The sequence below is a fragment of the Prevotella communis genome (genome assembly GCF_022024175.1).
Taxonomy (GTDB): Bacteria; Bacteroidota; Bacteroidia; order Bacteroidales; family Bacteroidaceae; genus Prevotella; species Prevotella communis.
Window position 1 is genome coordinate 3,519,622 of record NZ_CP091794.1, and the last position, 25,891, is coordinate 3,545,512.

At 47.7% G+C, this 25,891-nt stretch carries 19 protein-coding genes; 13 read left to right on the forward strand and 6 right to left on the reverse strand.

Annotated features, from left to right (window positions below):
- Positions 1 to 60 precede the first annotated feature (60 nt).
- Positions 61 to 600 (reverse strand): hypothetical protein, encoded by a 540-nt coding sequence (locus L6466_RS14090; RefSeq protein WP_091817742.1) that lies wholly within the window; start codon positions 598 to 600, stop codon positions 61 to 63.
- A 223-nt stretch (positions 601 to 823) separates the two neighbouring features.
- On the opposite strand from L6466_RS14090, the gene mnmG reads away from it, so the two are divergent.
- The 6 genes from mnmG to deoC all read left to right on the forward strand — a co-directional run bounded on the left by mnmG (position 824) and on the right by deoC (position 7,259).
- On the forward strand, positions 824 to 2,740 hold the full coding sequence (gene mnmG, locus L6466_RS14095; RefSeq protein WP_237793942.1) for a tRNA uridine-5-carboxymethylaminomethyl(34) synthesis enzyme MnmG: 1,917 nt from the start codon (positions 824 to 826) through the stop codon (positions 2,738 to 2,740).
- A gap of 49 nt (positions 2,741 to 2,789) precedes the next feature.
- On the forward strand, positions 2,790 to 3,317 hold the full coding sequence (locus L6466_RS14100; protein WP_091817737.1) for an adenine phosphoribosyltransferase: 528 nt from the start codon (positions 2,790 to 2,792) through the stop codon (positions 3,315 to 3,317).
- A gap of 86 nt (positions 3,318 to 3,403) precedes the next feature.
- Positions 3,404 to 5,254: an excinuclease ABC subunit UvrC gene (uvrC, locus tag L6466_RS14105; protein ID WP_237793940.1), complete on the forward strand. Its 1,851-nt coding sequence runs from the start codon at positions 3,404 to 3,406 to the stop codon at positions 5,252 to 5,254.
- A 250-nt stretch (positions 5,255 to 5,504) separates the two neighbouring features.
- Entirely contained in the window at positions 5,505 to 5,957 is a 453-nt protein-coding gene (gene dtd / locus L6466_RS14110) for a D-aminoacyl-tRNA deacylase (RefSeq protein ID WP_237793938.1), read from the forward strand.
- Positions 5,958 to 6,005: 48 nt separating this feature from the next.
- Positions 6,006 to 6,350, forward strand: coding sequence for a nucleotide pyrophosphohydrolase (locus L6466_RS14115; protein ID WP_091853332.1), 345 nt, complete (start codon positions 6,006 to 6,008; stop codon positions 6,348 to 6,350).
- A 27-nt stretch (positions 6,351 to 6,377) separates the two neighbouring features.
- Positions 6,378 to 7,259, forward strand: coding sequence for a deoxyribose-phosphate aldolase (gene deoC, locus L6466_RS14120; protein ID WP_431356524.1), 882 nt, complete (start codon positions 6,378 to 6,380; stop codon positions 7,257 to 7,259).
- 112 nt (positions 7,260 to 7,371) lie between these two features.
- Here deoC and L6466_RS14125 read toward each other — a convergent pair whose 3' ends face one another.
- Together L6466_RS14125 and L6466_RS14130 are read right to left on the reverse strand one after the other, a co-directional pair.
- Positions 7,372 to 7,983, reverse strand: coding sequence for a hypothetical protein (locus L6466_RS14125; protein WP_237793929.1), 612 nt, complete (start codon positions 7,981 to 7,983; stop codon positions 7,372 to 7,374).
- A 9-nt stretch (positions 7,984 to 7,992) separates the two neighbouring features.
- Positions 7,993 to 8,973, reverse strand: a complete 981-nt coding sequence (locus tag L6466_RS14130; protein WP_091853337.1) for a polyprenyl synthetase family protein — start codon at positions 8,971 to 8,973, stop codon at positions 7,993 to 7,995.
- A gap of 87 nt (positions 8,974 to 9,060) precedes the next feature.
- On the opposite strand from L6466_RS14130, the gene polA reads away from it, so the two are divergent.
- Positions 9,061 to 11,829 carry a DNA polymerase I gene (gene polA, locus L6466_RS14135; protein WP_237793927.1) on the forward strand — a complete coding sequence of 923 codons (2,769 nt, stop codon included), beginning with the start codon at positions 9,061 to 9,063 and terminating at the stop codon, positions 11,827 to 11,829.
- A gap of 46 nt (positions 11,830 to 11,875) precedes the next feature.
- On the opposite strand, the gene L6466_RS14140 is transcribed toward polA, so the two are convergent.
- Positions 11,876 to 12,598 carry a hypothetical protein gene (locus L6466_RS14140; protein ID WP_237793925.1) on the reverse strand — a complete coding sequence of 241 codons (723 nt, stop codon included), beginning with the start codon at positions 12,596 to 12,598 and terminating at the stop codon, positions 11,876 to 11,878.
- Between the two features lie 281 nt (positions 12,599 to 12,879).
- Here L6466_RS14140 and ychF point away from each other — a divergent pair, with 281 nt between their 5' ends.
- Together ychF and lgt are read left to right on the forward strand one after the other, a co-directional pair.
- Positions 12,880 to 13,980: a redox-regulated ATPase YchF gene (ychF, locus tag L6466_RS14145; protein ID WP_091853341.1), complete on the forward strand. Its 1,101-nt coding sequence runs from the start codon at positions 12,880 to 12,882 to the stop codon at positions 13,978 to 13,980.
- 51 nt (positions 13,981 to 14,031) lie between these two features.
- Positions 14,032 to 14,886 carry a prolipoprotein diacylglyceryl transferase gene (lgt, locus tag L6466_RS14150; protein ID WP_237793923.1) on the forward strand — a complete coding sequence of 285 codons (855 nt, stop codon included), beginning with the start codon at positions 14,032 to 14,034 and terminating at the stop codon, positions 14,884 to 14,886.
- Between the two features lie 33 nt (positions 14,887 to 14,919).
- Here lgt and mutS read toward each other — a convergent pair whose 3' ends face one another.
- Positions 14,920 to 17,541: a DNA mismatch repair protein MutS gene (gene mutS, locus L6466_RS14155; RefSeq protein WP_237793914.1), complete on the reverse strand. Its 2,622-nt coding sequence runs from the start codon at positions 17,539 to 17,541 to the stop codon at positions 14,920 to 14,922.
- Between the two features lie 94 nt (positions 17,542 to 17,635).
- Positions 17,636 to 19,210, reverse strand: coding sequence for a hypothetical protein (locus tag L6466_RS14160; RefSeq protein WP_237812993.1), 1,575 nt, complete (start codon positions 19,208 to 19,210; stop codon positions 17,636 to 17,638).
- A gap of 148 nt (positions 19,211 to 19,358) precedes the next feature.
- Between L6466_RS14160 and leuS the strand changes: the two genes are divergently transcribed.
- The 4 genes from leuS to porZ are packed head-to-tail and all read left to right on the forward strand — an operon-like array spanning position 19,359 to position 25,886.
- Complete coding sequence (gene leuS / locus L6466_RS14165; RefSeq protein ID WP_237812995.1) at positions 19,359 to 22,205, forward strand: leucine--tRNA ligase; 2,847 nt, start codon at positions 19,359 to 19,361, stop codon at positions 22,203 to 22,205.
- Between the two features lie 33 nt (positions 22,206 to 22,238).
- Positions 22,239 to 23,195 carry a YitT family protein gene (locus L6466_RS14170; RefSeq protein ID WP_237802454.1) on the forward strand — a complete coding sequence of 319 codons (957 nt, stop codon included), beginning with the start codon at positions 22,239 to 22,241 and terminating at the stop codon, positions 23,193 to 23,195.
- A gap of 18 nt (positions 23,196 to 23,213) precedes the next feature.
- Positions 23,214 to 23,834 carry a non-canonical purine NTP diphosphatase gene (locus tag L6466_RS14175; RefSeq protein ID WP_091817690.1) on the forward strand — a complete coding sequence of 207 codons (621 nt, stop codon included), beginning with the start codon at positions 23,214 to 23,216 and terminating at the stop codon, positions 23,832 to 23,834.
- Positions 23,835 to 23,843: 9 nt separating this feature from the next.
- Positions 23,844 to 25,886 (forward strand): type IX secretion system anionic LPS delivery protein PorZ, encoded by a 2,043-nt coding sequence (gene porZ / locus L6466_RS14180; RefSeq protein WP_237812997.1) that lies wholly within the window; start codon positions 23,844 to 23,846, stop codon positions 25,884 to 25,886.
- Positions 25,887 to 25,891: the final 5 nt, after the last annotated feature.

Below are 25,891 nucleotides of genomic sequence, written 5' to 3' on the forward strand. Positions count from 1 at the left end.
GAAATGTTTTCGATATAGCCAATAAAATTGGTATATTTATCACCATCACGGAGATAAACACTAAAGACCGAGACCATCCCGGAAGATAGCCTCGGTCTTTAACTGTGATTCATAGTCGTCCTGGATTTCATCCCAGTAATCATCGATTTCCTGTCGTGAGTAGTCATACTTCTCCAGCCATAGCCAGTCGTACTCGGCAGTAGCCTTCTGCTCATAGACAGCCATCCCCGGATGCCCCATCCTTCGCCACGTCTGGTCTATCCTGCGCCCCAGGAGCTGACAGAGATCCTCGGACACCACCCAGCTCAACCGTACCCACTCGGGGTTGAACCAGACGCAAAGCCAGTCGTCGTAGTCTTTGCTGGCCACCAGCTGCAGACCTAACCGCCACACCCTGATAGCCCACCACGGATGTCCAGACTCGGCACACAGACTGCCAAGTCTCAGTGCCACCTGCGCCTTCCTGCGACAACTCTCCGCACAACGGATAGGATGGATTTCACGATTAACCAACTGGCGCAACAGTTGCGCTTCCAGATGCGTCACGCATCCATCGGGCATGCATCGGCACACCCATTCTCCATAAAATCTTTTTCGCATAGTTGTGTAACAATAAGTCAAAGAGCAACCCATCACCAACCTCATCAGAGGCGGTGTTGGTCACATCGCGTATTGTTACGAAAGTTGTGGGAGTCTATTTCATACGGCTGCAAAGTTAGTCATTTTATACTAACCACCAAAATATTTAGTCGAAATTTCGGAATACAAATGCTTAATTCACGAACTTTTTGTAATTTTGCAAACGAAAATACAAATCAGAAAGATGATATTAAACTATGATGTGATAGTGATTGGCGGAGGTCATGCTGGCTGTGAGGCCGCATGTGCAGCAGCAAATATGGGTGCAAAGACACTGCTGGTCACGATGGATATGAACAAAATCGGGCAGATGTCGTGTAACCCTGCCGTTGGCGGTATTGCCAAGGGACAGATAGTGCGCGAGATTGATGCCCTGGGCGGACAGATGGGACGGGTGACCGATGCCACAGCCATCCAGTTTCGTATGCTCAATGTAGGTAAGGGACCCGCCGTATGGAGTCCTCGAGCCCAATGCGACAGAGGTAAGTTTATCTGGAAATGGCGCGAAACCATCGATCATACCGAGAACCTGGATGTATGGCAGGATCAGGTAGATGAACTGATGGTTGAGGATGCTACGAGTGCTGCGGCTGAGTCGCAGCCAACCAAACGTGCCGTTGGCGTGCGCACCATATGGGGAGCCGAGATACATGCCAAGAGTGTGGTGATTACGGCCGGCACCTTCCTCAACGGCTTGATGCATATAGGCCGAAAGATGGTGAAGGGCGGACGTATTGCAGAACCTGCAGCCGAACGGCTCACGGAGAGCATCACCCAGCACGGCATCCGCTCAAACCGCATGAAGACGGGTACACCCGTGCGTCTGGACAAGCGCAGCATCGACTTCTCGAAATTGCGCCAGCAGGACGGCGAACAGCGCCCTTACCGCTTTTCGTATTATCCCGGAAAGTCCGGATTTTCCGGCACATTACCCCAACTGCCATGCTGGGAGTGCTATACCAACCCTGACGTTCACGAGATGCTACGCTCAGGATTGGCGGATTCACCGCTATACAATGGACAGATTCAATCGATAGGACCACGTTACTGTCCGTCGATAGAAACAAAACTGGTAACCTTCCCTGACCGCGAACAGCATCTGCTATTCCTGGAACCAGAAGGCGCTGAAACCAACGAAATGTACTTGAACGGTTTCTCGTCTTCACTTCCAATGGATGTGCAGATAGAAGCCCTTCACAAGATATCAGGTCTGGAACATGCCAAGGTGTATCGTCCCGGATATGCCATAGAATACGATTTCTTCGACCCCACCCAACTGAGACATACGTTGGAATCGAAGATAATTGAAGGCCTCTTCTTTGCTGGTCAGGTAAACGGTACCACAGGCTATGAAGAAGCCGCAGGACAGGGTCTGGTGGCAGGCGTTAACGCTGCATTGAAGTGCGTTGGAACCGAAGAATTTGTGATGCGCCGTGATGAATCATATATCGGTGTATTGATAGACGATCTGGTGACGAAGGGTGTTGACGAGCCTTATCGCATGTTCACCTCACGTGCCGAGTATCGCATCCTGTTGCGCCAGGATGATGCCGATGCGCGCCTGACGGAACGTGCTTACGAGATAGGATTAGTCAAAAAAGACCGATTCGACTGGTGGATGCAGAAAAAACAGGCTATCGAAGAAATCGTGGAATTTTGCAAGAACTTCCCGATAAAAGCCAAGGAAATTAATCCTGCGCTGGAAAAACTGGGTACTACCCCACTCCAGTTTGGCGTGAAGTTGGAAGACCTCATAGCACGTCCACAACTGAATTTCCAGAACCTGATGCCTATTATCCCACAATTACGCGAATTCATCGACAAATTGCCTAATCGCAAGGAAGAAATAGCCGAAGCTGCCGAAATACGCATTAAATATAAAGGATACATAGAGCGCGAAAAACTGGTAGCAGAAAAGATGCACCGTTTGGAGAATATCAAAATCAAAGGCCATTTTGATTATAACAGTATCCAGTCGCTCTCCACAGAATGCAGACAGAAACTAACGGCCATAGATCCCGAAACATTGGCACAGGCCAGTCGTATTCCAGGCGTTAGCCCCAGCGACATCAACGTGCTGCTGGTGCTCATGGGACGATAAGTTTCACGTGAAACATTTTAGATTGTGTAACATATATAACTAGCTGAAAATGAACAACAAGGTATTACTGGACAATCTGCGTTGCATACCTGATTTTCCAAAAAAGGGAATTAATTTCCGTGACGTAACAACGCTCTACAAGAACGGTTACTGTATGCAAATCATGCTCGACGAGTTGTATGAACTCTACAAAGACAAAGGTATCACCAAGATTGTTGGTATCGAGAGTCGTGGTTTTGTGATGGCCTCTGCCCTAGCCGGCCGATTGGGTTGCGGCGTTGTTTTGGCTCGTAAACCAGGAAAATTGCCTGCAACGGTGATTAAGGAGTCGTTTTCTAAAGAATATGGCGTAGATACCATTGAAATGCACCTTGATTCCATCGAACCAGACGACGTCGTGCTGATTCACGACGACCTGCTTGCTACCGGTGGCACCGCAAAGGCTGCCTACAAACTGGTGCAGCATTTCAACCCGAAGAAGGTGTACATGAACTTCATCATTGAAATCACGGATGAAGGATTACATGGGCGCGACCTGTTTGACGGCATCGAACTGACCACCCTGCTAACTATCTAAGACGAACTAAAAGCACCCTCCAAAGACGGAGGGTGTATTTGTTTCACGTGAAACAAGAATTTGCGAAACACCTTTAAATAAAGGCTATGACGAAAGAAGAGAACGAAAAACGGTTGACGTACTTGAAGGGCATCGTGGCACGTTTGCCAGAGAAGCCAGGTAGCTACCAATTCTATGATGACGAGCATACTATTATATATGTAGGCAAGGCCAAGAGTCTGAAAGCCCGTGTTTCGTCCTATTTCCACACCGAAGTAGATCGTTTTAAGACAAAAGTACTGGTTTCCAAGATACACGACATCTCATACACGGTGGTAAATACGGAAGAAGATGCCCTACTCCTGGAAAATTCACTCATCAAGAAATACAACCCCAGATATAATGTTTTGCTGAAAGACGGTAAAACATACCCCAGTATCTGCGTCACCAACGAACCCTTTCCGCGCATTTTCAAGACACGTACCATCAACAAGAAATGGGGCACGTACTACGGTCCCTACTCCCATATCGGTTCAATGTACGCCGTATTGGAGCTCATCAATAAGCTCTACAAGCCCCGTACATGTCGCCAACCCATCACAAAAGAGGGTATTTCAGCCAAAAAATACCAGGTTTGCCTGGAATATCACATCAAAAACTGCTATGGTCCTTGCGTAGCCAAACAGTCGTATGAGGACTACCAGGAAAATATCCGTCAGGCACGGGAGATACTGAAGGGTAACACCCGCCAGATTCTACGCGAGATGCGTGAGGAAATGGAGCGTCTGGCAGAGAATTTGGAGTTTGAAAAAGCGGAGGAAATCAAGCAGAAATACCTCTTGATTGACTCATTTGTGAGCAAGAGTGAGGTAGTAAGCCATACCATCAACAACGTGGATGTGGTATCTATCACCAGCGATGAAAAAACCGCGTATATCAACTACATACACGTATCCAACGGCAGTATCAACCAGTCGTTTACCATAGAATACAAGAAGAAAATGGACGAAACCGACGAGGAACTGCTGCAACTGGGTATCGTAGAACTGCGGGAGCGCTTCAAGAGCGACGCCAAAGAGGTGATTGTACCCATAGAAATACCCGAGATCTCAGAAAATATCACCTTTACCGTGCCACAGAGAGGTGATAAAAAGACCCTGCTAGACCTGTCTATCATGAACGGAAAACAGTATAAATTCGACCGTCTGAAGCAGGCCGAAAAACTGAATCCTGAGCAGAAACAGGTGCGCCTGATGAAGGAGCTACAAGAGAAATTGGGTTTGCCCAAGATGCCCTACCAGATAGAATGTTTCGACAACTCCAACATCTCGGGCACGGATGCCGTGGCCGCTTGCGTGGTCTTCAAAAGCATGAAGCCCAGTAAGAAAGACTACAAGAAATACAATATCAAAACGGTGGTAGGACCCGACGATTATGCCTCAATGAAAGAGGTAGTACACCGTCGTTACAGCAGACTTTTGGAAGAGGAAGAGCCCCTACCCGACCTCATCGTGGCCGATGGTGGCAAAGGACAGATGGAGGTGATCCGGGAGGTGATTCAGGACGAACTGAACCTGGACATTCCCATTGCAGGACTGGCCAAGGATAACCGTCACCGCACCAACGAACTGCTCTACGGCTTCCCGCCACGCGTCATTGGACTGAAGACAGATTCCGAACTATTCCACGTCCTCACCCAATTGCAGGACGAGGTGCATCGCTTCGCCATCACTTTCCATCGAGAGAAGCGTTCTAAGCGCGCTTTAGAGTCAGAGCTTGACAACATCAAGGGCGTGGGTCCCAAAACGCGTGACGAGCTTCTAAATGGCCTTAAATCGGTTAAGAGAATCAGTGAGGCAAACCTCGACACGCTCACCGACATCGTAGGCGCTGCCAAAGCCAAAATCGTCTACGACTATTTCCACGAAGAGAAAGGCCGAGTTGCTGATAGCAAATAGGCGTTTTACTGTTAGTAATCAGGCATAGAAAAAATGTGGTCATTTGGTCAAGGTCATTTGGTCAAAATCGAAAACAGACTGTCAAAATCGGCACTATATATAAATAATAAATTATTTATATATAGTGAGCAATGACCGCGTTCCCGAAATCGATTTTGACCAAATGACCTTGACCAAATGACCACAAAATAGAGTATCAAAATTTGGAAATATCAACTAATTATCGTATCTTTGCCGAAAAATCAAAAACATGCGAGCAGTCATACAACGCGTAACCTACGCCAGCGTCACCATCAACGGCACCGTAAAATCGGCCATCCAGCAGGGATTCCTCATCCTATTAGGCGTCTGCGATGAAGACACCATGGAGGATGTAGACTGGCTGGTGAAGAAGATAGCCAATCTGCGGGTGTTTGGCGACGAGAACGACGTGATGAACCGCTCTATTCTGGACGTGCAGGGCGAGGCGCTGGTAGTCAGTCAGTTCACGCTCTATGCCAGTTACAAGAAAGGCAACCGTCCCTCGTGGTTCCGTGCCGGCTCTCACGAGCACTCTATCCCACTCTACGAGGCCTTCTGCCGCGATTTATCGGACGCCATAGGCAAACCTGTAGGCACAGGTGAATTCGGCGCTGATATGAAGGTAGAATTGCTTAACGACGGTCCCGTGACTATCTGCATGGACACCAAGAATAAGGAGTAGACCCTCCCATTCCCCTCCCTGAATGGAGGGGAGTAATTAGATAAGAAAATGACAATACAAGAAGCACAAAATACGGTAGATGAATGGATTAAGGCGTACGGCGTGCGCTATTTCTCGGAGTTGACCAACATGGCCGTGCTGACCGAGGAAGTGGGCGAACTGGCCCGCGTGATCAGTCGTCGCTATGGCGAACAGTCGTGGAAAGCGTCAGACCCCCGAAAGGCCGACAACGGAAAGGCTGCCCTGGGTGAAGAGATGGCTGACGTGCTGTGGGTATTGCTCTGTCTGGCCAACCAAACAGGCATCAATTTGACCGAAGAGCTCCAGAAATCCATCGAGAAAAAGACGAAAAGAGACGCAAAAAGACATCTCTCCAACCCCAAATTAAAGTAACTTTTAAATATAATAACTATGGCAGAAATGAGTAAGATTGAGCAAGTGCTCAGCAAGTACAACCTCGACATTACCGACGAGGAAGTAAAGGATGCAGTGAAGAAGATCATTGCCGAGAAAGTGCACGAAAACGATACCCCAGAGGTGAAGAAATTCCTGATGGGAAGCGTGGAACTTACCACCCTGAAGACCACCGACAGCGATACATCCGTACTGGCATTCACCGAGAAGGTCAACCAGTTTGAAGAGGCCTACCCTGACCTGCCCCACGTAGCCACCATCTGCGTCTACCCTAAGTTTGCCAAGGTGGTCAGCGAGACCTTGGAGGTAGAAGGCGTAGAAGTAGCCTGCGTATCAGGCAGTTTCCCCTCATCTCAGAGCCTTATTGAGGTAAAGACTGTAGAGACCTCTATGGCCATCAAGGACGGTGCTACAGAGATTGATATCGTGATGCCCGTGGGACAGTTCCTGGAGGGTGACTACGAGACCGTGGTAGACGAGATTCAGCAGCAGAAAGAAGCCTGCGGCGAGCACGATATGAAGGTGATTCTGGAGACAGGTTGTCTGAAGACCGCCAAGAACATCAAGATTGCCTCTATCCTGTCGATGTATGCCGGTGGCGACTATATCAAGACCTCTACGGGTAAGTTGGAACCAGCTGCTACGCCAGAGGCTGCCTACGTGATGTGTCAGGCTATCAAGGAATATTACGAACAGACCGGCGTACAGATTGGTTTTAAGCCCGCTGGAGGACTCAACAGCGTGATGGACGCACTGATTTACTATACCATCGTGAAAGAGGTTCTGGGCGAGAAATGGCTCACCAACAAATGGTTCCGCATGGGTACCAGCCGCCTGGCCAACCTGCTGCTCAGCGAGGTTATAGGCAAAGAAGTCAAGTTCTTCTAAACCGAAGGAAGGGAATAGTGAATAGTGAAAAGTGAAAAATTTGCTACCGCGATGGTCTCTAATTTGAGATTTGCGGTAGCAAATTTTTCGTTTTTCACTTTACCTTTTACCCTTACTTCCAGAGTTCTTCCACGGCGTTTACCTCGCCCGTTCCGGCACTGATACGTCCTACCGTATCATCACTGCCGATAGCCAGCAGCACGAAGAGTGCAAAGCACAGCGAAGTGAGCACCAGCTTGGTGGTACTCTTGCGACGTCGCTCTACCCTATCCACATCCTTAAATGCCAGTGAATGAACAATATAGATGTACGTGAAACCAGCCATGATAGCCAGCAGATAAGCCAGTACATCAGAAGGATCGTAGGTGCCATGCATGATGCCAAGACCCTGGAGGAACTCGTGAGGAATGCAGATAAACGGCATTACCAGGACGAACATCCAACAGTCTTTTATCTTGAAATTCCAGAAGCAGGCTATCAGGATACTGTAGGCAAACAGCCAGGCGCCATCGGGCAGGTTATAGAGTATCCAACTGGGCACGCGAGCAGGGTTATGCTGCAATTCCTCCAGGTAATCCAACAAACCGAAAACCTTGAAGAAATGAAACATCTTCAGGGTGTCGGGACGGAAAGAGATATACATCAGACCGCACATCAGCACACACATGAATGCGATGCCTATCGTGCCGATTTTTAACCATGTCCGCTTGCTGAACGACTTCATAACATTGTTTTACTTATTACGACGAATCACGTAGTCCAGATAGGCCTTCAGCGCATCGCGAATGGCCGTATCGCTAACGGATTCATCCAGATATTTCAGGGCTTCCTGATGGAAATCCTCCATGCGTTTCTCGGCGTATTCTATACCACCAGAACGCTTGGTAAACTCCACCAAAACGGCAATTTCATCGGTATTGATAGTGCGTGCCTTCACCTTTCTGGCCAGGTTCATCATTGCCTCATACTGAGGATTATTGTTGAGGGCGTAGATCACGGGCAGGGTCAGTTTACCCTCGGCCATATCGTTGCCCGTAGGCTTTCCTATCTCCTTGGAATCGTAATAATCAAAGATATCATCACGAATCTGGAACATGATACCCAGGTTCTGACCGAAGAGCTTGGCTTTCTCCACCTCCTCGTCAGAAGCGCCTGCAGAAAGGGCTCCAATGGCTGCACACGACTCGAATAAAACGGCTGTTTTCTGCTTGATCACATCATAGTAGATGTCCTCTGATATCTCCGTATTACTGATGTTCCACAGCTGAAGCAACTCGCCAGAAGCCAGCGTGCGGCCCAACTGTGCCAGGTTGCTGATAATGCGCTGGTTATTTGTGTGAGACACATAGAGCAAGGCCGTAGAAAGGATGAAATCTCCCACCAGCACGGCTGCATTATTACTATAGGTGGCATTCACCGAAGCCTGTCCGCGACGCTCCTCACTCTCATCCACCACATCATCGTGAACCAGAGAAGCCGTATGGAGCAGTTCCAGACCGATAGCCGCATTCTGTGTCTCGGCTGTCACACCACCATAATTCTTTGCAATAAGCAGGGTTAGGATTGGACGCATACGCTTACCACCTCGCTGACGGATATGAGTCAACATCTCAGACAACAGATGGTCGCCGTGGGTCAACGACTCCTTGAAAAGGGCTGTAAACTCATTAAATTCTTGGTCAATTGGTTGTTTGATAAGCGATAATTGGTCCATTTTTTATATTTTTGCTACAAAATTACAGAAAATATCCATATATTGCCAAATTTTTTAGTAATTTTACACGAAAATTCTGAAATAATTATGGAGAAACTATTTTTGCTCGACGCCTACGCCCTTATATACAGGTCGTATTACGCATTTATCAAAAACCCCAGAATCAATTCCAAGGGGCTCAACACGTCAGCTATCATAGGTTTTGTCAACACGCTCCAGGAGGTTATCGAAAAGGAGCAACCCAAATACTTAGGTGTGGCCTTTGACCCTCATGGACCCACCTTCCGTAGCGACAAGTTTCCTGCATACAAAGCACAGCGTGAAGCCACGCCGGAGGATATCAAGAAAGCCGTTCCCATCATCAAGGATCTGCTGGCTGCCTATCGTATTCCCGTACTGCAAGTAGATGGTTTTGAGGCCGATGACGTTATCGGAACACTGGCAAAAAAGGCTGATTCCATCGATGGTGTGCAGACATTTATGCTCACGCCCGATAAGGATTATGGCCAGTTGGTCACAGACAAGGTGAGCATCTACCGTCCTCGTCATGGAGGCGGTTATGAGGTGATGGGTCCCAAGGAGGTGTGTGATAAATATGGTATCACTACCCCACTCCAGGTCATCGACCTCCTGGCACTGATGGGCGACTCGGCAGACAACTTCCCCGGTTGTCCGGGTGTGGGAGAGAAGACGGCCACCAAACTCATCAACGACTTCAATTCGGTTGATGAACTGCTGCAGCGAACGGAGGAACTGAAGGGTGCTCTTAAGAAAAAGGTGGAGGAACATGTGGAGGATATCCGTATGTCATATTTCCTTGCAACCATCTGCACCGAGGTTCCCATTGAACTCAACCTGGACGATCTGACACTGCAGTCACCTGATGAGGAAAAACTGACTGCTCTCTTCACCGAACTGGAATTCAAGGCTCTGACTAACAGGGTTCTTAAAAAAGTTGAAAAGAAGCCAAAAACTGATAATACACAGCTCGATTTGTTTGCAGAATTTGCGCCCAACGATGCAGGTGACTCAAAATTTTCGAGTTTTGAGACCCTTAAAACGGTGGCTCACGAGTACAAACTCGTTGAAAATGAGGATGAAATGCAACAAATTCGTGACTATTTCTTAACAAAAGAATTTCTCGTTCTAGACACGGAGACCACTTCAACCTCGGCCATCAACGCAGAATTGGTGGGTTTGAGCTTCTCGGTAGAGGAACACAAGGCCTTTTATGTGCCCATTCCTGCCAATCGTGAAGAAGCGTTGCGAATTGTTAATATCTTTAAACCGCTTTATGAAAACCCCAAAATCTTAAAGATTGGGCAAAATCTGAAGTACGACCTCGAGGTGTTAAGAAATTATGATGTGCATCTCGACGGTCCGATGTGGGACACAATGATTGCTCATTATCTCATCCAACCCGAACTGCGTCACAACATGGACTATATGGCCGAGGTGTATCTGAACTATCAGACCATTCATATTGATGAACTGATAGGGGCGAAGGGTAAGAACCAGAAATCCATGCGCGACCTCCCACCCTCTCAGGTCTATGAGTATGCTTGTGAGGATGCCGACATCACGTTGCAGTTGAAAAACAAACTGGAACCTGAACTCAAGAAGCACGAGTGTGAGGACCTCTTCTATCAGATAGAGATGCCGCTGATGCCTGTCTTGGCTGAGATGGAGATGAACGGCGTGTGCCTGGATACGGAGTCGCTCAGCGAGACGTCAAGGATTTTGACGGAGCGAATGAATGAGATAGAGAAACGTATCTACGAACTTGCAGGAGAGGCATTCAACATAGCATCACCTAAACAGGTAGGTGAAATCTTGTTTGACAAACTCAAGATTGTGGAGAAGGCCAAGAAGACCAAGACGGGGCAGTATGTCACCAGCGAAGAGGTGCTCCAGCAACTGAAGAACAAGCACGAAATCGTGTCTGACATATTGGAACACAGAGGTTTAAAGAAACTGATAGGTACCTATGTGGAGGCACTTCCCAAACTGATTAACCCTCGCACAGGACATATCCATACGTCGTTTAATCAGACCATCACGGCTACGGGCCGACTTTCGTCGTCTGACCCCAACCTCCAGAATATTCCTATTCGCGGTGAGGACGGCAAGGAGATTCGCAAGGCTTTCATTCCTGAACCAGGATGTTTGTTTTTTTCAGCAGACTACAGTCAGATTGAACTGCGTGTGATGGCTCACTTGTCGCAAGATGAAAACATGCTGCATGTGTTCCAGGATGGCAAGGATCTGCATGCTGCCACCGCTGCCAATATCTACAAGAAACCGATTGAAGAGGTAACGCGCGATGAGCGTACCAAGTCAAAACGGGCCAACTTCGGTATCATCTATGGCATCACTGTCTTTGGTCTGGCTGAACGTCTGGATATCCCTCGAGAAGAGGCTAAGATGCTGATTGACGGCTACTTCCAGACCTTCCCGCAGGTACACGACTACATGGAACAGTCGAAGGAGATTGCCCGCAAACAGGGCTACGTCACTACCCTCTTCGGTCGTCGTCGCTATCTGCCGGATATCAACTCACAGAACGCTACCGTACGTGGCTTTGCCGAGCGTAATGCCATCAATGCCCCGATTCAGGGCACTGCTGCCGATATCATCAAGGTAGCTATGATACATATCTATCAGCGATTCAAGGCCGAGGGTATCCGTTCGAAGATGATTCTGCAGGTACACGACGAACTCAACTTCTCCGTCTATCCTGAGGAAAAGGAGCTGGTAGAACGAATCGTTCTGGAAGAGATGCAACATGCCTTCCCACTCAGCGTGCCCCTTGTGGCCGACTCTGGTTTTGGAAACAACTGGCTTGAGGCCCATTAAAAGAATTAGCGCGTTAGGCATTCCTAACGCGCTAATTACTTATATATCAAGCTACTGGGATATACGACAGTCCACCCAGCGACCCGTGTTTCACGATGCAGAGCATACTGTGGTTGATCTCGTCAATCATCTGATTCAGTTTCTGACACATATAGGGTGTGATAGCCTCTTTTCTGCCATAGGTAAAGAGACGGCGCTCGGCCTTTTCCAAGTGACCGTGGTTCCACACCTCTACAGCCTCCCATTCACCGTGTTCCTTGTCATTGACGGCCGTCGACCACTTGTCATGAGGCAGTCCCTCGGCATCAAGGCGTGCCTTGAACTTATGACCCTGAAACAAACCAACCACCTCTCCTATTAGTCTGCGCTTGGAGGAGCGAAACGATATCTTGGTCTTAGAGGCCTTATTCTGTACCATATTCGCATTATACTCCTCATAGTAAAGATAGCCGTCAATATTGCCTTTGACATAGTCAACGGTCAATTTCATCCTGTGGGTATCACTCTTAAAGAAATAATGCCATTTTCCATCCTTCAAACCGTTCAGGAAACTGCCCTCAGCCTCGTTACGAAAGGCTTTTCCATAAGGACTGATAGATGATAACTGATAACGAAAGGGACCATCAAATACGCGCATCCCCTCATCATCCAGATAATAAGAGTAAAAAGACTGGCCTCCGTGGTATGGTCCGTCATAATAATGATGTGCCTGCGAATAATGTCTAAAATAATCCTGAAATCTCAATCTTAGTTTCTTAAGCTGATTCATAGCATTTGTTGTTGGATTTAATATCCGTCGTCACCCGGACGATTTCATAGTCGATTTAATATGGTGCAAAGGTAAGAATAAAAAACGGAAAAATCGAATAACTTTTCTAAAGTATTCGACGAAAGGAACAATTGTTCAGACCATAAGTAGAAAACAACGAAGTTTTTTGTATCTTTAACTTCAACGAAAGTACTCACGCTCGAGAAAACTCAAAATTCTTTTGGTTTTCTGCTCACTTAATCGTACCTTTGCACCCAGTTTATAAACGTTTATAAAAGAAAATGGCATTAAAATGTGGTATTGTGGGACTGCCTAACGTCGGCAAGTCCACACTTTTCAATTGTCTGTCGAGCGCTAAGGCACAGGCAGCAAACTTCCCTTTCTGTACGATTGAGCCCAACGTGGGCGTGATTACCGTACCCGATGAACGACTGACCAAACTGGCCGAGATAGTACACCCTGGACGTATCGTTCCTGCTACCTGTGAAATCGTGGATATCGCAGGTCTGGTAAAGGGCGCTTCCAAAGGTGAAGGTCTTGGCAACAAGTTCCTTGGCAATATCCGCGAGACGGATGCTATCATCCACGTGCTGCGCTGCTTTGAGGACGAAAATATCACCCATGTAGATGGTAGTATCGACCCCATACGCGACAAGGAAATCATCGACACCGAGCTACAGCTAAAGGACCTCGAGACCATCGACTCCCGTCTGGCTAAGACGGAGAAGGCTGCTGCCGCCGGCAATAAGGACGCCAAGGTGGAAGTAACTGTACTGAAGGCATATAAAGAGGTATTGGAACAGGGTAAGAACGCCCGTATCGTGGAGTTCGACAGTAAAGAAGAGCAGGACTGCGCCCGCAACCTCTTCCTCCTGACCTCAAAGCCCGTGCTCTACGTTTGCAATGTGGGCGAGGCTGATGCCAAGAGTGGCAACGACTTCACCAAGAAGGTGGAGGCACTGGCTAAGGAAGAAGGGGCCGAGGCTATGGTCATCGCCGCTAAGACCGAAGAGGATATCGCCGAACTCGAGAGCTACGAGGATAAGCAGATGTTCCTCGAGGAACTGGGCTTGGAGGAGAGCGGTGTGAACCGTCTGATCAAGAAGGCCTATGCCCTGCTGAACCTTGAGACCTTTATCACCGCTGGCGAGATGGAAGTGAAGGCCTGGACCTACAAGAAGGGCTGGAAGGCTCCTCAGTGTGCTGGTGTCATCCACACCGACTTCGAGAAAGGCTTTATCCGTGCAGAGGTCATCAAGTACGAAGACTACCTGAAATACGGCTCTGAGGCTGCTGTTCGCGAGGCTGGTAAGATGGGCGTAGAGGGTAAGGACTACGTGGTGCAGGATGGTGATATCATGCACTTCAGATTCAATGTCTAGGCTAGTTTTTACTTGTCAGACTAGCCGAACTAGTTAAAACTAGAGAAAAATATGAATATCCTCAGTTATATTCTCTGGAACCCTTCGCTTGAAGCCTTCAGCATCGGCCCGTTCAGCATCCGCTGGTACTCGCTGATGTGGCTCATCGGATTGGCACTGGCCTATCTGATGGTGCGCTGGCTGTATAAGAAGCAGGGCATCCCCAACGAGAAATTTGAACCCCTGTTCATCTATTGCTTCATGGGCATCCTGATAGGTGCCCGTCTGGGACATTGTATCTTCTATCAGCCCGACTACTTCCTTACTTCGTGGAAGGGCGTCATAGAGATGTTCCTGCCTATCCATATTGATGCCGCAGGTGGTTGGAAAATGACAGGTTATCAAGGACTTGCATCACATGGAGGTACGCTGGGACTGATCATCACTCTCCTACTCTATGTGCGCCGTTTCAAGGTGCCTGCATGGGTTGTGCTCGACAATATCGCTATTGCCACAGGTATCACAGCCTGTTGCATCCGCATTGGCAACCTGATGAACTCAGAAATCGTAGGAAAGATTACCGACGAGAGTCTGCCTTGGGCCTTCTGGTTTGTCCAGAACGACGGTCCCCATCAAGTGGTTCTTCGCCATCCTGGTCAGCTCTACGAAGCCATCGCCTATGCCCTACTCTTCGGGCTGATGTTCTGGCTCTACAAGAAGATGCCGCAACGCGTAGGCACCGGCTTCTATTTCGGCCTCTGCCTGGCTTATATCTTCACCTTCCGCTTCTTCATCGAGTACTTCAAGGAGGTGCAGGAAGCCTTCGAGCAGGGCCTTCCCTTCGATATGGGACAGATACTCTCTATTCCCTTTATTGCAATAGGCGTCTATTGCATGATAAAATCCAGAAACAAAGCTTCTGCCTAATCTGTTGTACAATAAATAAAAAATAGTCTCAGGTCATTTTCCTGAGACTATTTTTTTGATATCGTTTAGTTTGTTAAGGGCTTCAAGCGGCGTGAGGTTGTTCACGTCTATGCCGAGGATTTCGTCACGCACCTGACAAAGCACGGGGTCGTCGAGTTGGAAGAAAGAGAGTTGCATACCCTCACGACTGTTGGCGATTTCCGAGGTAGGCTTCCCTACCCCACCCACCTGGGCATTCTCGCTCTCCAGCTGCTTCAGAATGACGTTGGCACGCTTTACAATTGAGCGCGGCATACCAGCAATTTCGGCCACATGGATACCAAAGGAATGCTCAGAGCCACCACGCTCCAGTTTGCGCAGGAAGATAACCTTTCCATCCACCTCCTTCACAGAGACATTATAGTTCTTGATGCGAGAAAAGTTCTTCTCCATCTCGTTGAGCTCGTGATAGTGCGTAGCAAAAAGTGTGCGCGGATGCCCCTTCGAGTTCTCGTGCAGATATTCCACGATGGCCCAGGCTATCGAGATACCATCATAGGTTGACGTTCCCCTACCCAACTCATCAAAGAGCACCAGCGAGCGCGACGACACGTTGTTCAGGATATTTGAGGCCTCCGTCATCTCCACCATAAAGGTTGACTCACCCAGCGAGATATTATCCGAAGCGCCCACACGGGTAAAAATCTTATCCACTAGACCGATTCTCGCGGCTTCTGCGGGCACAAAGCAACCTATCTGGGCCAGCAATACAATGAGTGCCGTCTGACGCAACAGCGCCGATTTACCAGCCATATTAGGACCTGTGATGATGATAATCTGTTGTTTCTCGTTATCCAGCAGAATATCATTGGGCACATAATGTTCCTCTATGGGCAGTTCCTTTTCAATCACAGGATGGCGTCCCTGCTTGATATCAATGACCTCCGAGGCATCTATCACCGGACGGATATAGTTGTTTTCCTCTGCCACCTTTGCAAACGACAGCAGACAGTCCAGATGGGCAATGATATTGGCATTGATCTGAATCTGAGGGATAAAAGCCTGCATATCCATAATCAGGTCATTAAAGAGGCGGGCCTCCAACGAGAGAATCTTATCCTCTGCGCCCAGAATCTTCTCCTCATACTCCTTCAATTCCTGCGTGATATAACGCTCAGCCTGGGCCAGCGTCTGCTTGCGCACCCATTCTGCCGGCACCTGATCCTTATAGATATTGCGCACCTCCAGATAATAGCCAAACACATTATTATAACCTATCTTCAGCGAAGAAATACCAGTCTGTTCAGCCTCCCGCTGCTGTATCTGCAGCAGATAATCCTTTCCGCTGTAAGCAATATTCCGCAGTTCGTCGAGCTCTTCATTCACCCCACTACGAATCACGCCACCTTTTTGTACCAGCTGAGGAGGATCGTTCTGTATCTCGCGCTCAATCCTTTCACGAAGACTCTCGCAAAGATTCAACTGTTCCCCTACCCTTTTCAACGCTGCGTTATCAGCATAGAGACATGCCGTCTTGATGGGCTGGATAGCTTGCAGGGCCGTCTTCAGCTGCACCACCTCACGAGGCGATACACGTCCCACGGCCACCTTAGACACAATACGTTCCAGGTCGCCAATACGATGAATCTCCTCATCCACACACTGACGGAACTCAGGCTCACGATAATAGTAATCTACAATATCCAGACGTTCGTTGATAGGCTTTTCATCTTTGAGTGGAAATACTACCCAGCGACGCAGCAAACGACCTCCCATAGGACTCACCGTGCGGTCAATCACGTCGAGCAGCGACTTACCGTCCTCCTGCATGGGCTGTATCAACTCCAGAGAGCGGATAGTAAACTTATCCAGACGTACGTACTTATCTTCCTCGATACGCGAGATAGACGTGATATGTCCTATCTGCGTGTGCTGTGTCTGCTCCAGGTATTGCAGGATAGCACCAGCAGCTATCACACCACTCTGCAGATGATCTACGCCAAAGCCTTTCAGGTTCTTCACACGGAAATGCTTCAGCAGTTTCTGACGAGCCGTCTGATCCGTAAACACCCAGTCGTCTAATTGGAATGTAAAGAACTTTGAGCCAAATTTCAGTTCAAAGTCCTGCTTCTTTCCTCGTTCGAAAAGCACCTCTTTTGGCGAGAAGCTGCCCAACAGTTTCTCCACATAATCTGCTGTACCCTCGCCCGTCAGGAATTCACCCGTAGAGATATCGAGGAAAGCCACGCCAAGCGATGATTTTCCGAAGTGCACGCTGGCCAGGAAGTTATTCTCCTTGTAGTTCAGCACGTTATCAGAGAGAGCCACACCAGGCGTCACCAGTTCCGTGATGCCTCGCTTCACCAGTTTCTTCGTCAGTTTAGGATCTTCCAACTGGTCGCAGATAGCCACGCGCTTGCCAGCCCTGATAAGTTTAGGCAAATAGGTATCCAGGGCATGATGAGGGAATCCAGCCATCTCGTCGCCCTTACCCCCTGCCCCATTGTTACGATGAGTCAGCGTGATACCCAGGATACGAGCAGCTGTGACGGCATCTTCGCAGTAAGTCTCATAGAAGTCGCCACACCTGAACAGCATCACTGCATCCGGGTGTTTCGCCTTTAAGTCAAAAAACTGCTTCATCATTGGGGTCAGTTCCCCATCCTTCTTTGCCATAACTAACTGTATTTTAAAACAGATGCAAAGGTATAAAAAAAACAAGACACTCCCAAACAGAAGTGCCTCGTTTTACTATTTTTAATCTAATTCCTTACTTCACAATGAACTTTTTGCCGTCCTTGATGTAAAGACCACGACTCATCGTCTGTACACGCTGGCCAGCCAGGTTGTAGATAGCCCCGTTCTTCTTTGCAGCGCTGATAGTATTGACACTTGCAGGAGCATCTGCTGTCTTTGCGAATTCAATCAGGTTCAACTGCTTGGTGGTGTTAAAAATAGAACCCATACCAGTCAAAGTGTATGTAGCACCAAGTTCCAGAGCATTGAGGTCTACACTAAACTGATTGTAAACAGCGAGGTCTGTCTCACCAACCTTGAACACCAGATTCTTATTGTCAACACTTACCAGCTGTGCATTCTCAATCTTTACATAAGCATTGATATACTCAACAAGCTTGTCGGCTGCAATGGTTGTGGGTTCTACAGCATTACCCTCTGACTCAACCTTTACGTTCATATCTGTGAAAACAAACTCAGGCAGTTTCTTGTAACGCTTCAGATTACCCCAGAAACCACCAAGATTAGCCTCACCTACGTTACCACTAATCTTGTCACCCTGCTTCAGATTCTGAGTGTTTGTGCCATAGAACAACAGGTTATAACCCTCACCGTCAGTCAGATAGATATACTTTCCATTGACGTAAGTCACAGTACTCGTAAGAGCAGGGAAACCTTCGGCGTCAATGTTCCTGAAGAAATAGAATACGGGACTACCGTCCTTATCATCTTCATCATTCTTGTCGCCATTGATATCAACGATATCCTTCACCATTTCGCTTAACTTACCGTATGAGTTATAGACTGTCAGCGTATAGCTCTTGCTAGAAGCCTGATAAGAATCGTTGCCTGCATAAGTAGCCTTTACAGTCACTACACCGTGACCCTCAAAAGAGATACGTCCATCTTTAAGGATAGGCAGCTCACCTTCACTCTTCTCTTTCCAAGACTTCACTTCAAGACTCCACTCTACATTAGCACCAGCAACAGCAGCACCATCAGCCATAACGGTAGCTGTGGGCAGTGCTACGCTTGAACCTATCTCTGGGAACATGCCATCAGGACCTTTTGCAATCTGAGTCTGATAACCTTCTGAGAACTTAATTGATGTAGCTGTCTCGGTAGGAGCAGAACCTCCAAAAGTAATATCGATTTGAGAAATACGAACCTGGACATTGGACGTATTGGCATTACCTAATACGAAAGAAGTGCTATTGATAGCGTATTTACCATCCACACATGATACCTCATTATCACCTACGGTTACTGAAACATTGCTATACGAATCACCTGTAAATGTGATTGCAATGTTATTAATCGTAGCATTGTTAAGAGAACTAACTGTAATTGTATTACCACCATCCTTATGCCAGTAAAGGCGGATATCACCTGCCTTATTCAAGCCTGGAGCATTTGAAGCTGCGCCCTTGTTTGCAGTAACAGACCACTCAGAATCACTAAGACCAACTGAAGCAGCTTCGTTAGAACCATCTGCTAACATGTTTCCTGTTGTACTACCAGAATACTTCAGTGTAGCTTCACCAGCCATCACATTTCCAACCATCAAAGCCAATAAAGCTACTAACGAAAAGCGTAAAATTTTATTCATAAGCATTTGAAATTTAAGTTTATATTCTTATCGGTTGCAAATATAGCAAATAAAAAATGAACCGACAAAGTTTTTGGCAAAAGATTTTGCTATCTCGCAGATAAATCGTAATTTTGCAGGTTAAGAAACAACAATAAAGACAAAATAAATGGAATACAACTTCAGAGACATTGAGAAAAAGTGGCAGAAGCGATGGGTCGAGAGCGGCATTTATCGCGTAGTTGAGGACGACAAGAAGAAGAAATTCTACGTGCTGAATATGTTCCCTTATCCATCAGGAGCCGGTCTGCACGTTGGTCACCCTCTAGGCTATATCGCCAGTGACATCTATGCCCGCTACAAGCGCCTGCAGGGCTATAACGTACTGAATCCCATGGGTTACGACGCTTATGGTCTGCCTGCTGAGCAATATGCTATCCAGACCGGTCAGCATCCCGCTATCACCACAGAGCAGAATATCAAGCGCTATCGTGAGCAGTTGGACAAGATTGGTTTCTCATTCGACTGGAGTAGGGAAGTGCGTACCTGTGATCCCAAGTACTATCACTGGACACAGTGGGCCTTCCAGCGTATGTTCAAGAGCTACTACAGCACTTCTTCACACAAGGCTCAGCCTACCATCAAACTGATTGAGCACTTCGAACTGATGGGTACTGAGAACTGTCACGCACTTGGTTCTGAGGAGCTGCACTTCACTGCTGCCGAATGGAACGCCTTCTCTGAGAAGAAGAAGCAGGAGGTACTGATGAACTATCGTATTGCCTACCTGGCCGAGACGATGGTAAACTGGTGTCCTGCACTGGGTACCGTGCTGGCCAATGATGAGGTTATCAATGGTGTCTCCGAGCGCGGTGGCTATCCTGTGGAGCAGAAAAAGATGCGCCAGTGGTGCCTGCGCACCTCGGCTTATGCTCAGCGCTTGCTCGACGGACTGGAGACTATCGATTGGACTGACTCCCTGAAAGAGGCTCAGCGCAACTGGATTGGTCGCTCTGAGGGTACTGAGATGGAGTTCCAGGTAGCCGACAGCGAGAAGCACTTCACCATCTTCACCACACGTGCCGACACCATCTTTGGCGTTACCTTCATGGTACTGGCTCCTGAAAGCGAGCTCGTGGCCGAGTTGACCACTGCCGATCAGAAAGCTGCCGTAGATGAATATCTGGCTTATGTGAAGAAGCGTACTGAGCGCGAGCGCCAGATGGATCACAGCGTCACAGGTGTCTTCTCTGGTTCTTATGCCGTTAATCCTTTCACAGGCGATAAGATTCCCGTATGGATCTCTGAATATGTATTGGCAGGCTATGGTACAGGTGCCATCATGGCCGTACCTGCTCACGACAGTCGTGACTATGCCTTCGCCAAGCACTTCAACCTGCCCATCATCCCATTGATTGAGGGTGCCGATGTCTCTGAGGAGAGCTTTGACGCAAAAGAGGGTAGGGTGATGAACTCACCTGCAGCAGGAAAGACCACACTCGATGGTTTCTCACTCAATGGCCTGAGCGTAAAGGAGGCTATTGCAGCTACGAAGAAGTTCGTTACAGAGCACAACCTCGGTCGTGTAAAGGTCAACTATCGCCTGCGTGACGCTATCTTCAGTCGTCAGCGCTACTGGGGTGAGCCATTCCCTGTTTACTACAAGGATGATATGCCCTATATGATTCCAAAGGAGTGCCTGCCTCTGGAACTTCCCGAAATCGATGAATACAAGCCCACGGCAACTGGTGAGCCCCCATTGGGTCACGCCAAGAAATGGGCTTGGGACACCAAGAACAACTGTGTGGCCGATTGTTCCGCAATCGACAATAAGACCGTCTTCCCCCTCGAGCTCAACACCATGCCTGGCTTCGCCGGTTCTTCTGCCTACTACCTGCGCTACATGGATCCCAGCAACGACAAGGGTCTGGTGAGCAAGGAGGCCAACGAATACTGGCGTAATGTTGACCTCTACGTAGGTGGTAGTGAGCATGCTACTGGTCACCTCATCTACTCTCGTTTCTGGAATAAGTTCCTCTTCGATAGTGGTTATACCTGCGAGGAAGAGCCCTTCAAGAAGCTCGTCAACCAGGGTATGATTCAGGGACGCTCTAACTTCGTATACCGTATTGAGGACGAAGGTGCCGACAAGGGTAAGTTCGTGAGCCTGAACCTGCGCAAGAACTACAAGGAGACAACACCTATCCACGTCGATGTAAACATTGTCTCTGCCGATGTGCTGGATATCGATGCCTTCAAGGCTTGGCGTCCTGAATACAACAACGCCGAGTTTATCCTCGAGGATGGCAAATATATCTGTGGCTGGGCTGTAGAGAAGATGTCTAAGTCTATGTACAACGTGGTCAATCCCGATATGATTGTCGAGAAGTACGGTGCCGACACCCTGCGTCTCTACGAGATGTTCCTGGGTCCTGTAGAGCAGTCTAAGCCTTGGGACACCAACGGTATTGACGGTTGCCACCGCTTCCTGAAGAAATTCTGGAACCTCTGCAGTTCTGTATGTTGTGACTCAGTCGCAACAGAAGCAACCCCAGACAACCTGAAGAGCGTTCATAAGCTCATCAAGAAGGTATCTCAGGATATCGAGCAGTTCTCTTACAATACCTCTATCTCTGCCTTCATGATCTGCGTCAACGAGTTGTCTCAGCAGAAGTGCAAGAGCAAGGAGATGATCAAGAACCTCGTTATCCTCATTGCACCTTTCGCTCCCCATATCGCTGAAGAACTGTGGGAGATGCTGGGCGAGCAGGGTAGTGTATGCGATGCCCAGTGGCCTACATGGAACGAGGAGTACCTCGTAGAGAGTCAGGCTAAGATGGGTGTAGCCTTCAATGGTAAGACCCGCTTTGAGATTCAGGTCTCTGCCGATGCCGACAACGCCTCTATCGAAGCATTGGTACGTGGTGACGAGCGTACGGCTAAGTACGTAGAAGACAAGCAGATAGTAAAGGTTATCATCGTGCCAAAGCGCATGGTGAATATCGTGATTAAGTAGTTTACGGTTTACTGTTGAAAGTTTCCAGTATATATGACTATACAGCATAAAATCATTTGGAACGAGACCAAGGACTATATGTTCATCACCCTTGGTCTGTTGATGTACACCATCGCCTTCACCGTCTTTCTCATGCCTTATGAGATTGTGGCAGGTGGTGTGACAGGTCTTTCGGCTATCATCTATTATGCCACAGGTTTCCATCTGGAGAATACCTACCTGATTATTAACGGCCTGTTGCTCATCGTAGCCCTGAAAATACTGGGTTACAAGTTCCTGATGAAGACTATCTATGCTATCTTTATGCTCGCCCTGATGCTGAAATTCGCACAGGATGTACTGCCAAAGCAGCCTAACGGACTACCTTTCAAACTGATGGGCGAGGGTCAGGAGTTTATCTCAATGATTATCGGCTGTACCATCACTGGTATCGCCCTGGCCACCGTTTTCAATAATAATGGCTCCACGGGTGGTACGGATATCATTGCTGCCAGCGTGAATAAGTACAATAACAATATTTCGCTTGGCAGCGTGCTCTTTACCGTTGATTTCTGCATCATTGGCTCCTGTATGTTCTTCCCGCAGTTTGGCGACTATATCGAGCGTGCCCATAAGGTGACCTTCGGTTTCTGCGTGATGGCTATGGAGAACTACGTGCTCGACTACGTGATGAACCGTAGCCGACAGTCTGTGCAGTTTATGATATTCTCGCGCAAATGGCAGGAGATAGCAAATGCCATTGGCACACAGATGAATCATGGTGTTACTATCCTGGATGGTCACGGCTGGTACACTGGCAATAAAATGAAGGTTCTCTGTATCCTTGCCAAAAAGCGCGAGAGCACTAATATCTTCCGTCTCATCAAGATGATAGACCCTCAGGCCTTCGTATCGCAGAGTGCCGTCATTGGTGTCTATGGTGAGGGATTCGACGAAATGAACGTGAAAATAAAGGAAAGCGAAAAGGAATTAGTGAAAAGTGAAAAGTGAAAAATTTGCTACCGCTGTATGAAGATAGTATTCGCCACCAACAACCAGCATAAGCTACAGGAGATACGTCAGATATTGGGCGATAGGGTAGAGGTGCTCTCCCTGAAGGATATTGGCTGTGACGTGGATATCCCTGAGACAGGCCAGACACTGGAAGAGAATGCCCTGCAGAAAGCCCGTTATATCTACGACCACTATCATATGGACTGCTTTGCCGATGATACAGGTCTTGAGGTAGAGGCTTTAGATGGTGCTCCTGGCATCTATAGCGCCCGTTATGCCAGCATGGAATCTGGTGCTGCCAGTCATGACAGCGAGGCCAACATGGCGCGCCTCTTGCGCGAGCTCAAGGACAAAGATAACCGTAAGGCACGTTTCCGCACCGTTATCGCCCTTATCCAGAAGAAAGATATCTGTCCCTGTGGTTGCAGCAGCATCAAACAGGAACATCTCTTTGAGGGTATCGTCAATGGTGAGATAACCACAGAGCGGAGTGGGGCAGAGGGCTTTGGCTATGACCCTATCTTCCGTCCTGATGGCTTTGAGCATACCTTTGCTGATATGACTGCCGAACAGAAAAACGGTATCAGTCATCGCGGACGCGCTACAGCGAAACTGGCTGATTATCTCCTAAAATAAGTATATAGTATGAAGAGACTGGCCCTCATAGTATTTCTCATTGCACAATTGTCATTTATCAATTGTCAATTGTCAATTGCACAGATAGGCACCTGGAGGGCCTTCATGTCGTATTACGAGCCCCAGCAGATTATCAAGGCAGGCAGTAACACCCTCTTTGTGCGAGCCTCTAACAGTCTCTACAGCTATCATCTCAACGATCATAGCATCACTACCTATGATAAGGTCAACACACTCAGCGATACCTATATATCCTATATCGCCTGGAGTCAGCAGGCCAAACGACTGATAATAGTCTATCAGAACGGCAACATTGACTTGATGGACCTGCAGGAGAACGTTACCAATATCAGTTCCCTTTATACCAAGACACTCACAGAGAGCAAGACTGTCAACAACGTCTATATCCATCAGCAGTATGCCTATCTCTGTATGCCTTTTGGTGTGATCAAGGTCAATATAGAGCGTGCTGAGATTAGCGAGACCTATATGCTGAACCAGAATATCCAGGCTGTTGCCATAGACAATACCAGTATCTATGCACGCAACGACCAGGGTACAGTATATTCGGCTCTTCTGAGTACCAACCTTATTGACAAGTCCAACTGGAACGCCACGGATACCTATCCCGCATTCACTACCGATACAGCTGACTGGGATACCTATATCGACATCGTGAAGACGCTGAAGCCAGATGGACCATACTACAACCAGTTCTACGAATCGAAAATCGTCAATGGAAAACTGTATACTACGGGTGGCGCATTCCGTTCCGGACAAATTGCACTCAATAATCCTGGCATCATACAGGAATATGACTTTGATACTTGGACAATCTATCCAACAAATATCAATGAGATAACCGGCTTTAACTATATGGATATCAACTGTGTTGATATAGACCCGACAGATAATAGTCGTGTAATGGCTGCAGGACGTTGTGGACTCTATGAATTCAAAAATGGTGTACTAGAGAATTTCTACTATAAAGAAAATAGCCCTCTACGTCCAGTTACTTCTAGTAGTACAGGAAAATATCTTACTGATGACTATACACTTGTTCATGGCATCAAGTTCGACAACGATGGAAATCTTTGGGTACTGAATAGTCAAGCAAATAACGTCAATCTGCTGGAATTTACCAAAAGCGGGCAATGGATATCACACTACAAGAATGAGTTATGCTATAAGGATAATACGTCAATGAGTACTATGCGCTGTCTTTTATTTGATAGTCAAGGATTACTGTGGTTCATTAATACACATTTCAATTCTCCCTGCATCATCTGTTACGATAAGACAACGGATAAGGTACTCATATACTCTTCCTTCACCAACCAAGATGGTACGAACTATGAGAACTGCTATCCTTACGATATTCAAGAAGACTATCAAGGTAATATCTGGATAGCCACAAATCAAGGACCGTTCTATATTAAAAAAGAAGAGAAAGGTCAGAGCAATGCGGCACTCTATCAGGAAAAAGTACCCCGTAATGATGGTACAAATTATGCCGACTATCTGCTGAGTGGTATTCATACCAACGGTATAGCCATTGATGGTGGCGGCAGAAAATGGTTTGCAACCATCGGAAACGGCGTTTTTCTGGTTAGTGCAGACAATATGACGCAGTTACAGCATTTCACCGCTGAGAACTCCCCCTTGTTGTCAAACAATGTACAATACATATCTATCAATCATTCATCAGGCGAAGTGTTCTTCCTCACAGACAAAGGACTCTGTTCTTATATAGCCGATGCCACTGTTGCCAGCGACGATATGCAGAAAGACAATGTCTATGCCTATCCTAATCCAGTAGAACCAGGCTATACAGGCCTTATAACGGTCGTAGGACTGTCTTTCGATGCCGACGTGAAGATTCTCACTAGTAGTGGCCGATTAGTGGCTCAGGGACGCTCTAATGGCGGCACATTCACTTGGGATGGATGTGACCAACAAGGTAAACGAGTGGCTAGTGGTGTCTATATGGTTGCTGCGGCGACCAGCGATGGAAATAAAGGAATAGTGTGTAAGTTAGCCATCATCAACTAACTATA

Bases quoted from the DNA above. Each gene is read 5' to 3' on its own strand.
- L6466_RS14090 (WP_091817742.1), bottom strand. From the start codon at position 600: ATGCGAAAAAGATTTTATGGAGAATGGGTGTGCCGATGCATGCCCGAT.
- mnmG (WP_237793942.1), top strand. From the start codon at position 824: ATGATATTAAACTATGATGTGATAGTGATTGGCGGAGGTCATGCTGGC.
- L6466_RS14100 (WP_091817737.1), top strand. From the start codon at position 2,790: ATGAACAACAAGGTATTACTGGACAATCTGCGTTGCATACCTGATTTT.
- uvrC (WP_237793940.1), top strand. From the start codon at position 3,404: ATGACGAAAGAAGAGAACGAAAAACGGTTGACGTACTTGAAGGGCATC.
- dtd (WP_237793938.1), top strand. From the start codon at position 5,505: ATGCGAGCAGTCATACAACGCGTAACCTACGCCAGCGTCACCATCAAC.
- L6466_RS14115 (WP_091853332.1), top strand. From the start codon at position 6,006: ATGACAATACAAGAAGCACAAAATACGGTAGATGAATGGATTAAGGCG.
- deoC (WP_431356524.1), top strand. From the start codon at position 6,378: ATGAGTAAGATTGAGCAAGTGCTCAGCAAGTACAACCTCGACATTACC.
- L6466_RS14125 (WP_237793929.1), bottom strand. From the start codon at position 7,983: ATGAAGTCGTTCAGCAAGCGGACATGGTTAAAAATCGGCACGATAGGC.
- L6466_RS14130 (WP_091853337.1), bottom strand. From the start codon at position 8,973: ATGGACCAATTATCGCTTATCAAACAACCAATTGACCAAGAATTTAAT.
- polA (WP_237793927.1), top strand. From the start codon at position 9,061: ATGGAGAAACTATTTTTGCTCGACGCCTACGCCCTTATATACAGGTCG.
- L6466_RS14140 (WP_237793925.1), bottom strand. From the start codon at position 12,598: ATGAATCAGCTTAAGAAACTAAGATTGAGATTTCAGGATTATTTTAGA.
- ychF (WP_091853341.1), top strand. From the start codon at position 12,880: ATGGCATTAAAATGTGGTATTGTGGGACTGCCTAACGTCGGCAAGTCC.
- lgt (WP_237793923.1), top strand. From the start codon at position 14,032: ATGAATATCCTCAGTTATATTCTCTGGAACCCTTCGCTTGAAGCCTTC.
- mutS (WP_237793914.1), bottom strand. From the start codon at position 17,541: ATGGCAAAGAAGGATGGGGAACTGACCCCAATGATGAAGCAGTTTTTT.
- L6466_RS14160 (WP_237812993.1), bottom strand. From the start codon at position 19,210: ATGAATAAAATTTTACGCTTTTCGTTAGTAGCTTTATTGGCTTTGATG.
- leuS (WP_237812995.1), top strand. From the start codon at position 19,359: ATGGAATACAACTTCAGAGACATTGAGAAAAAGTGGCAGAAGCGATGG.
- L6466_RS14170 (WP_237802454.1), top strand. From the start codon at position 22,239: ATGACTATACAGCATAAAATCATTTGGAACGAGACCAAGGACTATATG.
- L6466_RS14175 (WP_091817690.1), top strand. From the start codon at position 23,214: ATGAAGATAGTATTCGCCACCAACAACCAGCATAAGCTACAGGAGATA.
- porZ (WP_237812997.1), top strand. From the start codon at position 23,844: ATGAAGAGACTGGCCCTCATAGTATTTCTCATTGCACAATTGTCATTT.